Raw genomic sequence first — 11,906 nt, 5'->3', positions numbered from 1 at the left:
CCGCCATGACGTCGAGCGCGAGTGACGAAACCGCCGGGCCCGCGATCGCGGTGCCCGAGGGCCCGCTGCCCAACACCGTGGTCGTCCCGGCCGACGAGGACCCGGTCGCGGCCGCCGGCAGCGAGGTGCTCGGCGGCCCGCCCGGACGGCGGGCGCTGCTCGGTGTCTCGTGGTGGATCCCGGCCCGGTTCCTGGCCCTGACGGTCGTCGTCACGTACATCCTGGGCATGGTGCAGAAGCTGCCCTGCTACAACGGCGGCTGGTTCCGTGGGGCCACCGCCCAGTACACCCACGCCTGCTACAGCGACATCCCGCACCTGTTCACCGGGCGCGGCTTCGCCGCCGGGCTGCACCCGTACGTCGACATGCTGCCGCAGCCCACGCCCGACATGCAGTACCTGGAGTACCCGGTGCTCACCGGGTTCTTCATGCAGATCGCCGCCTGGCTGACACCGCCCGGCGGCAGCACCGAGACCCGCGAACAGTGGTTCTGGATGGTCAACGCCGCGATGCTGCTGATCTGCGCGGTGGTCGTGGTGGTCGCCCTCTCCCGCACCCACCGGCGCCGCCCCTGGGACGCGCTGCTCTTCGCGCTCGCCCCGTGCCTGGCGCTGGACTCCACCATCAACTGGGACCTGCTCGCCGTCGCCCTCACCGCCGTCGCGATGGCGTACTGGTCGGGCAGCAGGCCGGTCTGGGCCGGTGTCTTCATCGGACTCGCCACCGCCGCCAAGCTCTACCCCGTGCTGCTGCTCGGCCCGCTGCTGGTGCTCTGCTGGCGGGCCGGCCGCTGGCGCGCCTTCGGGCAGGCGGCCGCCGCCGCGGTCGGGGCCTGGCTGCTGGTCGACCTGCCGATCATGCTGGCCAACTGGAAGGGCTGGGCGACCTTCTACACCTTCAGCCAGACCCGCAAGGAGGACTACGGCTCGTTCTGGCTGATCCTGATGCAGGACCGGGGCAAGCAGCTGGAGACCCTCAACATCTGGATCGGGGGCCTGCTCGTCCTCAGCTGCCTGGGCATCGGCTGGCTGGCCGTCTCCGCCCCCCGCCGGCCGCGCTTCGCCCAGCTGGCCTTCCTGGTGGTGGCCGCCTTCATCCTGACCAACAAGGTGTACTCACCGCAGTACGTGCTCTGGCTGATCCCGCTCGCCGCGCTGGCCCGCCCGCGCTGGCGGGACTTCCTGATCTGGCAGGGCTGCGAGGTGCTGTACTTCCTCGGCGTCTGGTCCTACCTGGCCTACACCGGCGACTCCAAGCAGCACGGCATCGGGCAGGACTGGTACCACTTCGCCATCGTGCTGCACCTGCTCGGCACGCTCTACCTCTGCGTGATGGTGATCCGCGACATCCTGCTGCCGGAGCGCGACCCGGTCCGCTGGGACGGCAGTGACGATCCCTCGGGCGGGGTGCTCGACCACGCGCCGGACGTCTTCGTCCTGGGCACCGCCCGCCGGCTCCGCGAGGAGGAGACGTACGCGGGGTTCGCCCTGCCGGGCGAGATGGAGTGGCTGCCTCCGGGGGAGCACGTCGACCGCTAGGCCCTGTCAGGCCGACGGGCTCAGCGGAGCACGACCCGGTCGAAGTGCGTCGTGGTGTGCCGGACGTTCAGCGACAGCTCGTCGCCGATCGAAGGGGCCTTCGTGTCGCCGGGCAGGAAGAGGATGCTCACCTGCATGTGCGGCGGCTCGGCGAACCAGAGCTGCCTGCCCGCCCAGGCGTACGGCGAGAGGGTGCGGTTCACGGTGGCGAGCCCGGCCCGGGCCAGGCCCTTGGCCCGCGGCACCATGCCGTGCACGTACTTGGGCGCCTCCAGCCCGACGCCGTGCGCCGTACCGCCGGTGACCACCAGGAGGTGGCCGTCGGACGGCGCCTTGTGCTGGCGGTAGCCGTAGCGGTCGCCCCTGGCGACCGGGGTGACGTCCAGGACGGTGGCCCGGCTCTCCAGCGCGCCGATCTCGCCCAGCCAGAGCCGGGTGCCGATCCGCGAGCGGAAGAAGGTGGCGGGGAACTGCCGGGCCAGCCGGGCCAGGTCCGCCGAGCCGAGGTGGCTCAGGAAGACCGTGCGGGCCGGCAGCCCGGCCGCTCCGATGGCCCGCACCCAATGCGCGACCTCGGCGACCGGGTCGGAGCCGTCCGGCCGGTCCAGTGGCAGGTGCAGCGCGAAGCCTTCGAGAGTCACCGAGTCCACCGGGAGCCTGCCGAGGTCGGCCGGGCCGATGCCGTGCCGCCGCATGCTGGTCATGCACTCCACCACCACCCGTGAGCCGGGCGGCAGCGCCCGCAGCGCCTCGACGTGCGCCACGGTTCTCAGCACTCTTCGCGGCAGCTCCGGCGACTCCTCACCGGTCCGGTACGGGGTGAGCACCAGCAGCTCGCCCTCGTACCGCCCGGCCGCGTCGGCGGCCTCGTAGGCCGTCCCCACCGCCAGGCAGTCCACCCGGCCGTCGGCCGCCCGCAGCAGCCCCGCCTCCCCGGCCAGCAGGCCGTTCCCGAAGCCGTAACCGTTGCCCTTGGCCACCGGTACCAGGCCGGGGAACTCGGCCAGCACCGCCCGCTGGTGAGCGCGCCAGCGTGCGGCGTCCACGTACAGCGACAGGGTCATCGGTCTCTCCCGTGGGTTGGGGCTCAGCGGCGGGACATGTAGAGGTCCAACGCCTTGTGGAGCAGCTTGTTGAGCGGGAAGTCCCACTCCCCGAGGTACTCGGCGGCCTGGCCGCCGGTGCCCACCTTGAACTGGATCAGCCCGAAGAGGTGGTCGTCCTCGTCGAGCGTGTCGCTGATGCCGCGCAGGTCGTACAGGCTCGCGCCGAGCGCGTACGCGTCGCGCATCATCCGCCACTGGATCGCGTTGGACGGCTTGACCTCGCGCTTGTGGTTGGCCGAGGCGCCGTAGGAGTACCAGACGTGCTCACCGACCGTCAGCATCGTGGTGGCCGCCAGCGGTTCGCCCTCGTGGTACGCGACGTAGAGGCGCATCCGGTTCGGGTCCTCGGCGACGAGCGCCTTCCACATCCGCTGGAAGTAGGCCAGCGGGCGCGGGGTGAAGTGGTCGCGCTCGGCGGTGACCACGTACAGCTGATGGAAGACGGCGAGGTCCTCGTAGCCGCCCTGGACCACCTCGACGCCGCTCTTCTCGGCCTTTTTGATGTTGCGGCGCCAGAGCTGGTTGAAGCCCTTCTGGACGTCGTCCAGCGAGCGGTTGGCCAGCGGCACCTGGAACACGTACCGGGGCTGGACGTCGCCGAAGCCGGCCCCGCCGTCCTCGCCCTGCAGCCAGCCGGCCTTGCGCAGCCGGTCGGCCACCTCGAAGGCCCGCGGCTCGTACCAGTCGGGGTCGAGGTCGCGCAGCCGCTTGGCGGTCCCGCCGGAGATGGCCTCCTTGATGGTCGGGGCGTCCCAGCGGCGGATCACCACCGGCGGGCCCATCTTCACCGAGAACGCGCCCTGCGCCTTGAGGTGGGCCAGCATCGGCTCCAGCCACTGGTCGAGCTCCCGGTCGAACCAGTCGATCACCGGGCCCTCGGGCAGGTACGCCAGGTAGCGCTTGACCTTGGGAAGCTGCCGGTAGAGCACCAGCCCGGCGCCGACCAGCTCGCCCGAGCCGTCGAACCAGCCGAGGCTCTCGGTGCGCCACTCGGCCTTGACGTCCCCCCAGGACGGCACCTGCATGTGGCTGGCCGACGAGCGCGTCCTGATGAACGCCAGGTGCTCCTCACGGGTGATCGTCCTCAGGCGCAGGCTCATGCTGGGGTGCTCCTCCTCGGTCGGCCGGTAGGGGTGACCCTATCGCCCGAATGGTCCGTTTCGGGCGGGCCGGGCTGGACGTGCCGGGCAGACATGGCGGCGCCCTCCTCGCGGACCTGTGCACAGGTATGTACGGGAGGAGGGCGCCGGAGGTTACGCCGCTTGCACGGCTTTCCCCGGACGGATCAGAGCGCGCGTGTCACCACACGCCCCCGAAGAACCCCCCGTGGGCCATGCCGATGCCGAGCCCGAACGCCGAAGCGACCAGTGCGATGACCAGGACGAACCGTTCGGCCGTGGTGACCGAGATGAACTGGCCCCACAGGCCGGTGACGACACCGGCCAGGCCGGTCCACGAGCTCATGATGTGGAGGTTGTAGAAGAACGAGCTGACGAACGACAGCAGGCCGAAGACGACGGTCAGCCCGACGAGGGTGTTCTCCTTCGGGTGCGGCCGGCCGTCGGTGTTGAGGGTGAGCTGCGGGAATCGGCGGATGGTCTGTGCCATGAGGACCCACCTCCTGGTGGAGGACACGCGGACGGGCTGGACACCCGTTCTGTACAGATTCCCGCCGTTACGCCCTGGATCACAACCGGTATGCATTTTGTTCGGCCGGATGGGTGCGGGTAGGCTGTGCGGTCTGCACTGGTGTAGTTGTGCCCCCGTCTGCCCTTAGCCGGGCCGGAGGCCGACTGTCGGACCTGGCCGCTACGGTGGCCGTACGTCGTCACTGCACCGGTGCCGACGCTGCACAACCCTCCTGCCACGGAAAGACCGTGGCCGCTGAGTCCAAAGGAGGTGGGTTACTCATGCGTCACTACGAGCTGATGGTCATCCTCGACCCCTCGGTCGAGGAGCGCGCTGTCGCCCCCCTGATCGAGAACTTCCTCACCGTCGTCCGCAACGGCGGCGGCAACGTGGAGAAGGTCGACACCTGGGGTCGTCGCCGTCTGGCTTACGAGATCAACAAGCAGTCCGAGGGCATCTACTCGGTCATCGACCTCAAGGCCACGCCTGAGGTCGTCAAGGAGCTCGACCGCCAGCTTGGCCTGAGCGAGTCGGTTCTGCGGACCAAGGTCCTGCGCCCGGACACCCACTGAGTCGTCTCTGATGCCTTCGGGCGTCGGGTGACTCACGTCCGATGTTTCACGTGAAACATCCGGACGAGCACCGCAGAACTCCTTTCCGAGAGGTCATCACCACCATGGCAGGCGAGACCGTCATCACCCTCGTCGGCAATCTCGTCGACGACCCCGAGCTGCGCTTCACCCCTTCGGGTGCCGCGGTCGCCAAGTTCCGCATCGCGTCCACGCCGCGGACCTTCGACCGTCAGACCAACGAGTGGAAGGACGGCGAGAGCCTCTTCCTCACGTGCAACGTCTGGCGTCAGCCCGCGGAGAACGTCGCCGAGTCGCTGCAGCGCGGCATGCGCGTCATCGTGCAGGGCCGACTGCGCCAGCGGTCTTACGAGACCAAGGAAGGCGAGAAGCGGACGGTCTTCGAGGTCGAGGTCGACGAGGTCGGCCCGAGCCTGCGTTCGGCGACCGCCAAGGTCACCCGGGCCAACCGGTCCGGCGGCCAGGGCGGCCCCGGTGGCGGCGGCTTCGGTGGCGGCAACGGCGGCGGCGGGTACGGCGGCGGCCAGCAGGGTGGCGGCGGCTGGGGCGGTAGCTCCGGCGGCGGTCAGTCCGCTCCGTCCGACGACCCGTGGGCGTCCAGCGCTCCCGCCCCTGGTGGAAACCAGGGTGGTGGCGGCGGCTGGGGTGCCCCGGCCGGTGGCGGCTACTCGGAAGAGCCTCCGTTCTAAGCGGTGCGCGCCGGGCCCTCGGGCCCAGGCATGCTGAGAGATTTCGTGCGATCCGCGCGGTGCCCCGGCACCTGTGGGTCGTGAACCCCAAATGGAGCACATGATGGCGAAGCCGCCTGCTCGCAAGCCGAAGAAGAAGGTTTGCGTCTTCTGCAAGGACAAGGTCAACTACGTTGACTACAAGGACACGAACCTGCTGCGGAAGTTCATCTCCGACCGCGGCAAGATCCGTGCCCGCCGGGTGACCGGCAACTGCACCCAGCACCAGCGTGACGTCGCCACGGCCGTGAAGAACAGCCGTGAGATGGCACTCCTGCCCTACACCTCCACCACGCGCTAAGAGAGGGTGACCGAAGAATGAAGATCATCCTCACTCACGAGGTCCCCGGTCTCGGCGGCGCCGGCGAGGTCGTCGAGGTCAAGGACGGCTACGCCCGTAACTTCCTGGTCCCGCGTGGCTTCGCCATCCGCTGGACCAAGGGCGGCCAGAAGGACGTCGACGCCATCCGTCGCGCCCGTAAGGTCCACGCCATCCAGACCCTCGAGGCCGCCAACGAGGTCAAGGCGAAGCTCGAGGGCCTGCAGGTCAAGCTGGCCGTTCGCTCCGGCGACGCCGGCCGCCTGTTCGGCTCGGTGACCCAGGCCGACGTCGTCGAGGCCATCAAGGCCGCCGACGGCCCGGTCGTGGACAAGCGCGCCGTCGCGATCGCCTCGCCGATCAAGACCGTGGGCACCCACAAGGTCTCGGTCAAGCTGCACGCCGACGTCCAGGCCAACCTCGACGTCGCCGTCGTCGCTGCCTGAGCTCTGCGCTAGCCGCGCCTGAGGGCCGGACTCCCTTCGGGGGGTCCGGCCCTCAGGTTTTGCGCTGCCCGGCTTCTGCGGGCTCTTTTCCGGCCGACGCCGTGGTCAGACCCGCACGGCTCCGGTGACCAGCCAGCTGCCGGTCCGCGTGCGCAGGCCCAGGAACAGCGCCCGTACCAGCATGAACAGGTTCATCGCCCACCACAGCGCCATCAGGCCGCCGCCGAGCGCCGGCACCGCCCAGGCGACCGGGGCGAAGACAGCGAGCGTGGCCAGCATGGCCCAGGCCAGGTAGGTCCCGTCGCCGGCGCCCATCAGCACCCCGTCCAGCACGAAGACCAGACCGCCCAGCGGCTGGGTCAGGGCCGCCAGCAGCAGAACGGCGGAGAGCAGGTCCTGGACCGCCGGATCCGGGGTGAACAGCGGCACGTACAGCGGCCTGGCGACCACCATCAGCAGCCCGAGCACAATCCCCGAGCCGACCCCCCACTCGACCATCCGCCGGGTGGCCGCCCTGGTGCCCGGGACGTCCCCGGCGCCGAGGTAGCGGCCGATGATGGCCTGGCCGGCGATCGCGATGGCGTCCAGAGCGAAGGCCAGGAACCCCCAGAGCGTCATGGCGATCTGATGGGCCGCCACCTCCGCGTCGCCGAGCCGGGCGGCCACGGCGGTGGCGATCAGCAGGACGGCCCGCAGGCTCAGCGTGCGGACCATCAGCGGTCCGCCGGCCTTGGCGCAGGCCCGTATCCCTTCCGGGTCGGGGCGCAGGCGTGCCCGCTCCCGGCGGGCCCCGCGGACCACGACCAGCAGGTATGCGGCCGCCATCCCGTTCTGCGCCAGCACCGTTCCCCAGGCGGAGCCGGCCACGCCCAGGCCGACGCCGTACACCAGGCCGAGGTTGAGCAGGATGTTGGAGGCGAAGCCGCCGACGGCCACCAGCAGCGGTGTGCGGGTGTCCTGCAGGCCGCGCAGCACGCCGGTGGCGGCCAGCACCATCAGCATCGCCGGGATGCCGAGGGCGCTGATCCGGAGGTAGGTGACGGCGTACGGGGCGGCCGTCGGCGAGGCGCCCAGTGCGGTGGCGGCCTGGGGGGCCAGTGCAAGGGTCAGCACGACCACGCCGACCGAGAGCAGCAGGGCGAGCCAGATACCGTCGATGCCCTGCTGGATGGCGGCCTGGCGGTCGCCCGCCCCGATCCTGCGGGCGACGGCGGCGGTGGTCGCGTACGCCAGGAAGACGAAGACGCCGGTGGCGGCGGTGAGCGCCGCCGAGGCGACCCCGAGACCGGCCAGCTGAGCGGTGCCGAGGTGGCCGACAATGGCGGAGTCGGCCATCAGGAAGAGCGGCTCTGCGACCAGCGCCCCGAAGGCCGGGACGGCCAGGGCCAGGATCTCCCGGTCGTGCTGCCGGCGAGGCGGGGCGGAGGCGCTTGTCATGCGGTCAGAGTACTCATCCACAGGTAATAGGCGCAAGCAGCTTTGGATGCTTACTCGAAATCTTGATCGAGGGCGGGTGTCGGTGGGGTCGACGGTGGGAGACCTGAGTGTGTGAAGTATTTCTCATGCACAGCCCGTGGACGGAGTAACCGCAGGTCAGCAGGTTGACGCCAGGTAGATGGTGTGGTTATCCACAGTAGTGTCCACAGACTTGTGCACAGGTTTGAGGGAGTTCTCCACAGGTGAGGGCCCGTCATCCACATGCCCTGTGGATAACCATCTTGGCCGATCGGCGTCCAGCCCCTTAGCGTGGTCGCTTACCCACCGCTGCCGCCCGCGCGACACCTCCCTCCCGGCGCCGGATTTGTCGGTGCGGTGGCGTATGAAAGAGGGTGCGTCACCGGCAAGGCCTGCTCCAACTCGCACCACTCGCTGATCGGGGAACACGCGTGACCGGCCCCCAGTACGACGACCACGACGTACCTCCGCCACCGGAGGATGACTGGCAGCCGTCCGACGACGCCTTCCCCCCCGGCCCCTTCCCGGACGGCCCGGGAGACCGCCTGCCGGTCTCGCGCAAGAGCTCCGAGGGCGGAGGAAAGGGCGGCTTTCAGCGCGGCGGCTCCGGTGGAGCGGGTGGCTCAGGTGGTTTCGGCGGCTCGGGGGGCTTCGGGGACAAGCGCAAGCGTGACGGTGGGTCGGGCTCCGACGACACCCGCCAGGCTGTGGACGGCTTCGAGCGCGTCCCGCCGCAGGACCTCGCCGCCGAACAGTCCGTGCTGGGCGGCATGCTGCTCTCCAAGGACGCGATCGCCGACGTCGTCGAGGTGCTCAAGCCCGCCGACTACTACCGGCCCGCCCACGAGCTGATCCACGGCGCCATCCTCGACCTCTACGCCCGCGGCGAGCCGGCCGACCCCATCACCGTCGCCGGGGAGCTCACCAAGCGCGGCGAACTCACCCGGGTCGGCGGCCCCGGCTACCTGCACACCCTGGTCAACTCCGTCCCCACCGCCGCCAACGCCGAGTACTACGCCGAGATCGTCCACGAGCGCGCCGTCCTGCGCCGCCTGGTCGAGGCGGGCACCCGGATCGCCGGCATGGGTTACGCCGCCGAGGGCGACGTGGACGAGATCGTCAACGCCGCCCAGGCCGAGATCTACGCCGTCACCGAGCAGCGCACCAGCGAGGACTACGCCCCGCTCGCCGACATCATGGAGGGCGCCCTCGACGAGATCGAGGCCATCGGCTCCCGCGCAGGCCAGATGTCCGGCGTCCCCACCGGCTTCGCCGACCTCGACGCCCTCACCAACGGCCTCCACCCGGGCCAGATGATCGTCATCGCCGCACGACCCGCCATGGGTAAGTCGACGTTGGCCCTGGACTTCTCCCGGGCCTGTTCGATCACCAACGGTCTGCCGAGTGTGATCTTCTCGCTCGAAATGGGGCGCAACGAGATCGCCATGCGTCTGCTCTCCGCCGAGGCGCGGGTGGCCCTGCATCACATGCGCTCCGGAAACATGACGGACGACGACTGGACGCGGGTCGCCCGCCGGATGCCGGATGTGACGGCGGCTCCCCTCTACATCGACGACTCGCCGAACCTGTCGATGATGGAGATCCGTGCCAAGTGCCGCCGTCTGAAACAGCGGCAGGACCTCAAGCTGGTCGTCATCGACTATCTCCAGCTGATGCAGTCGGGCGGCTCGCGCCGGGCCGAGAGCCGCCAGCAGGAGGTCTCCGACATGTCGCGAAACCTCAAGCTGCTGGCCAAGGAGCTCGAGGTCCCGGTGATCGCGCTGTCCCAGCTGAACCGTGGCCCGGAGCAGCGTACGGACAAGAAGCCGATGGTCTCCGACCTGCGTGAATCGGGCTCGATCGAGCAGGACGCCGACATGGTCATCCTGCTCCACCGCGAGGACGCCTACGAGAAGGAGTCCCCCCGCGCCGGCGAGGCCGACCTGATCGTGGCCAAGCACCGTAACGGCCCCACTGCCACCATCACGGTCGCCTTCCAGGGCCACTACTCCCGCTTCGTCGACATGACCCGCGACGTGACCTGACCTTGTCGGGTCTCAAGCCTTGGCGGAATCTCACGGCAGTTGGCAGATGGATGGCAGAAATGCCACTGCCATGAGACTTGCAGTTCAGGGGCTTCACTCGTTTGGGTGGCTCGGGCGGTAGTCCGGGTCACGGGCGCTCAGCGCCTCGTCTCGTACCTGGTCAGGATCACGCCGCAGGGAAGCGTCCGCGTCTCCACCAGGTTGAGGTTCACCCAGTTGTCCAGCGCGGTGAAGAACGGCGTGCCGCCGCCCACCAGGACCGGCGCGGTGGCCAGCACGTACTCGTCAATCAGCCCGGCCCGCATGGCCGCCCCGGCGAGCGTCGCGCCGCCGATGTCCATCGGGCCGCCGTCCTCGGCCCTGAGCCGGGTGATCTCGGCGACCGCGTCGCCGGTGACCAGGCGGGTGTTCCAGTCGACCTTGTCGATCGTCGAGGAGAACACCACCTTCGACATGTCCCGCCAGCGGCGCGCGAACTCGATCTCCGCCGGGGTGGCGTTGGGCTGCTGGTCGCCGGTCGGCCAGTAGGAGCTCATCGTCTGCCACAGCTTGCGCCCGTACAGCGACAGGTCGGTCGCCTGCAACTGGTCGGACCAAAACTGGAACAGCTCGTCGCTCGGCACGCTCCAGCCGATGTCGTCGCCGGGCGCGGCGATATAGCCGTCCAGGGTCAGGTTCATGCCGTAGATCAGTTTCCGCATGGCGCCAGCCTTCCGTGAGTCGGTCTCACGCGTACAGACCGGCGCGCGGGAAACTCATCGGTGCGCGATCTGAGCTCACATGTAGTCCTCGTGCTCGGTGGCTCAGCCGCAGACTCATCGTTCCGCCGAGGAAATGGCATCGATCTGAGACTGATCTTGGGTGACATCGCGGTGAGACAACAGAGAACCAGCAGGTCACAGAAGATCGACATGTCATCGGCGGCGAGATCCTACAACCTGTAGGGTCACCGCTTCCGCCGGCAACGAACGAGAGCCGGCCCGAGGGACGCCCGAAAACCCCCGTGCAGGGGGCGTGGGGTGAGGCTACGGTGCCCCTGACGGCTACCGAGGGGCTGGACCTACTTCCGTGACGATCTACTTCTACGGTGCGGACGAGGTCCCGTACGGGTGCTTCTCCAACTTCTCCCCGCACGGCTTCTCCGCCGACGGCCTCTGGTGGCCCACGTCCGAGCACTACTTCCAGGCGCAGAAGTACGCCGGCACCGGTCATGCCGACCGGATACGGCGCGCGTCGTCGGCCCTGCAGGCCGCGGAGCTCGGCCGGACCCGTGCGCGGCCGCTGCGGCGGGACTGGGAGAAGGTCAGGGACGACGTCATGCGGCGGGCGGTCCACGGGAAGTTCTCGCAGAACCCGGAGATCAGGGAGATCCTGCTGGCCACCGGTCAGGAGGATCTCGTGGAGGACACCACCACCGACCACTACTGGGGCCGAGGTTCCACGGGTACGGGCAGGAACATGCTGGGCCGCATCCTGATGCGGACGCGGACACGGCTGGCCGTCGAGCGCGAGGGGACCGCGCGGTGATGATCCGGGAGATCCGTACGGAGCGGCTGGTCCTGGTGCCGCTGCGGGTCGAGCACGCGGAGGAGATGGCCGAGGTCATGGCGGACCCGGCGTTGTACGGCTTCACCGGCGGTGAGCCCGAGCGGCCGACGGAACTGAGGGCCCGTTACGAGCGGTGGACGGCCGGCTCGCCCGATCCGGCCGAGAGGTGGTGGAACTGGGTGGTGCGGCTCCGGGCGGAGGACCGCCTGGTGGGCTGGGTCCAGGCGACGGTCGCCACCGGGCAGGACGAGCCCGCCGCCGAGGTGGCCTGGGTGGTGGGGACGCCCTGGCAGGGCCGGGGGATCGCCACCGAGGCGGCCCGAGGCCTGGTGACATGGCTGGTCGGCCAGGGGGTCCGTACCGTGACCGCGCACGTCCACCCGGAGCACGGCGCCTCCGCCGCGGTCGCCGCCGCAGCCGGCCTCGCGCCCACCGGGGAACGGCTGGACGGCGAGGTCCGGTGGCGGCTGCGGGTGGCGGTGTAGCGTCCCGGCGGCACGGC

The 11,906-nt window shown here is 69.9% G+C and carries 13 protein-coding genes; 8 read left to right on the top strand and 5 right to left on the bottom strand.

The window, feature by feature from the left end; genetic code table 11:
• Positions 1-5: 5 nt before the first annotated feature.
• Positions 6-1,538 carry a glycosyltransferase family 87 protein gene (locus tag FB465_RS17960; RefSeq protein WP_145791921.1) on the top strand — a complete coding sequence of 511 codons (1,533 nt, stop codon included), beginning with the start codon at positions 6-8 and terminating at the stop codon, positions 1,536-1,538.
• A gap of 20 nt (positions 1,539-1,558) precedes the next feature.
• Here FB465_RS17960 and FB465_RS17955 read toward each other — a convergent pair whose 3' ends face one another.
• The 3 genes from FB465_RS17955 to FB465_RS17945 all read right to left on the bottom strand — a co-directional run bounded on the left by FB465_RS17955 (position 1,559) and on the right by FB465_RS17945 (position 4,252).
• Entirely contained in the window at positions 1,559-2,602 is a 1,044-nt protein-coding gene (locus tag FB465_RS17955) for an alanine racemase (RefSeq protein ID WP_145791920.1), read from the bottom strand.
• Between the two features lie 23 nt (positions 2,603-2,625).
• Entirely contained in the window at positions 2,626-3,744 is a 1,119-nt protein-coding gene (locus tag FB465_RS17950) for a lipid II:glycine glycyltransferase FemX (protein WP_145791918.1), read from the bottom strand.
• Positions 3,745-3,943: 199 nt separating this feature from the next.
• A complete protein-coding gene (locus FB465_RS17945) occupies positions 3,944-4,252 on the bottom strand; it encodes a hypothetical protein (protein ID WP_145791916.1) in 309 nt (102 codons plus the stop codon).
• A gap of 302 nt (positions 4,253-4,554) precedes the next feature.
• On the opposite strand from FB465_RS17945, the gene rpsF reads away from it, so the two are divergent.
• The 4 genes from rpsF to rplI all read left to right on the top strand — a co-directional run bounded on the left by rpsF (position 4,555) and on the right by rplI (position 6,356).
• Complete coding sequence (gene rpsF / locus FB465_RS17940) at positions 4,555-4,845, top strand: 30S ribosomal protein S6 (RefSeq protein ID WP_145791914.1); 291 nt, start codon at positions 4,555-4,557, stop codon at positions 4,843-4,845.
• A 104-nt stretch (positions 4,846-4,949) separates the two neighbouring features.
• Positions 4,950-5,552: a single-stranded DNA-binding protein gene (locus tag FB465_RS17935; RefSeq protein ID WP_145791913.1), complete on the top strand. Its 603-nt coding sequence runs from the start codon at positions 4,950-4,952 to the stop codon at positions 5,550-5,552.
• Positions 5,553-5,655: 103 nt separating this feature from the next.
• Positions 5,656-5,892, top strand: coding sequence for a 30S ribosomal protein S18 (gene rpsR / locus FB465_RS17930; protein ID WP_030270170.1), 237 nt, complete (start codon positions 5,656-5,658; stop codon positions 5,890-5,892).
• A 17-nt stretch (positions 5,893-5,909) separates the two neighbouring features.
• Positions 5,910-6,356: a 50S ribosomal protein L9 gene (gene rplI / locus FB465_RS17925; RefSeq protein WP_145791911.1), complete on the top strand. Its 447-nt coding sequence runs from the start codon at positions 5,910-5,912 to the stop codon at positions 6,354-6,356.
• Between the two features lie 105 nt (positions 6,357-6,461).
• Here rplI and FB465_RS17920 read toward each other — a convergent pair whose 3' ends face one another.
• Positions 6,462-7,793 (bottom strand): MATE family efflux transporter, encoded by a 1,332-nt coding sequence (locus tag FB465_RS17920; RefSeq protein WP_145791909.1) that lies wholly within the window; start codon positions 7,791-7,793, stop codon positions 6,462-6,464.
• Between the two features lie 449 nt (positions 7,794-8,242).
• Between FB465_RS17920 and dnaB the strand changes: the two genes are divergently transcribed.
• Positions 8,243-9,856 (top strand): replicative DNA helicase, encoded by a 1,614-nt coding sequence (gene dnaB / locus FB465_RS17915; RefSeq protein ID WP_170290624.1) that lies wholly within the window; start codon positions 8,243-8,245, stop codon positions 9,854-9,856.
• 137 nt (positions 9,857-9,993) lie between these two features.
• Here the strand turns inward: dnaB and FB465_RS17910 are convergent, their stop codons facing one another.
• Positions 9,994-10,557 carry a dihydrofolate reductase family protein gene (locus FB465_RS17910; protein ID WP_145791908.1) on the bottom strand — a complete coding sequence of 188 codons (564 nt, stop codon included), beginning with the start codon at positions 10,555-10,557 and terminating at the stop codon, positions 9,994-9,996.
• Positions 10,558-10,924: 367 nt separating this feature from the next.
• Between FB465_RS17910 and FB465_RS17905 the strand changes: the two genes are divergently transcribed.
• Together FB465_RS17905 and FB465_RS17900 are read left to right on the top strand one after the other, a co-directional pair.
• Entirely contained in the window at positions 10,925-11,383 is a 459-nt protein-coding gene (locus tag FB465_RS17905) for a riboflavin biosynthesis intermediates N-glycosidase (protein WP_145791906.1), read from the top strand.
• Positions 11,383-11,889, top strand: coding sequence for a GNAT family N-acetyltransferase (locus FB465_RS17900; protein WP_145791904.1), 507 nt, complete (start codon positions 11,383-11,385; stop codon positions 11,887-11,889). Before FB465_RS17905 ends, FB465_RS17900 begins: the two co-directional genes overlap by 1 nt.
• Positions 11,890-11,906: the final 17 nt, after the last annotated feature.

Origin of the sequence: Kitasatospora atroaurantiaca (assembly GCF_007828955.1) — a bacterium.
Taxonomy (GTDB): Bacteria; Actinomycetota; Actinomycetes; order Streptomycetales; family Streptomycetaceae; genus Kitasatospora; species Kitasatospora atroaurantiaca.
This window is presented reverse-complemented; position numbering and strand designations above follow the sequence as displayed.

Bases quoted from the DNA above. Each gene is read 5' to 3' on its own strand.
- FB465_RS17960 (WP_145791921.1), top strand. From the start codon at position 6: ATGACGTCGAGCGCGAGTGACGAAACCGCCGGGCCCGCGATCGCGGTG.
- FB465_RS17955 (WP_145791920.1), bottom strand. From the start codon at position 2,602: ATGACCCTGTCGCTGTACGTGGACGCCGCACGCTGGCGCGCTCACCAG.
- FB465_RS17950 (WP_145791918.1), bottom strand. From the start codon at position 3,744: ATGAGCCTGCGCCTGAGGACGATCACCCGTGAGGAGCACCTGGCGTTC.
- FB465_RS17945 (WP_145791916.1), bottom strand. From the start codon at position 4,252: ATGGCACAGACCATCCGCCGATTCCCGCAGCTCACCCTCAACACCGAC.
- rpsF (WP_145791914.1), top strand. From the start codon at position 4,555: ATGCGTCACTACGAGCTGATGGTCATCCTCGACCCCTCGGTCGAGGAG.
- FB465_RS17935 (WP_145791913.1), top strand. From the start codon at position 4,950: ATGGCAGGCGAGACCGTCATCACCCTCGTCGGCAATCTCGTCGACGAC.
- rpsR (WP_030270170.1), top strand. From the start codon at position 5,656: ATGGCGAAGCCGCCTGCTCGCAAGCCGAAGAAGAAGGTTTGCGTCTTC.
- rplI (WP_145791911.1), top strand. From the start codon at position 5,910: ATGAAGATCATCCTCACTCACGAGGTCCCCGGTCTCGGCGGCGCCGGC.
- FB465_RS17920 (WP_145791909.1), bottom strand. From the start codon at position 7,793: ATGACAAGCGCCTCCGCCCCGCCTCGCCGGCAGCACGACCGGGAGATC.
- FB465_RS17910 (WP_145791908.1), bottom strand. From the start codon at position 10,557: ATGCGGAAACTGATCTACGGCATGAACCTGACCCTGGACGGCTATATC.
- FB465_RS17900 (WP_145791904.1), top strand. From the start codon at position 11,383: ATGATCCGGGAGATCCGTACGGAGCGGCTGGTCCTGGTGCCGCTGCGG.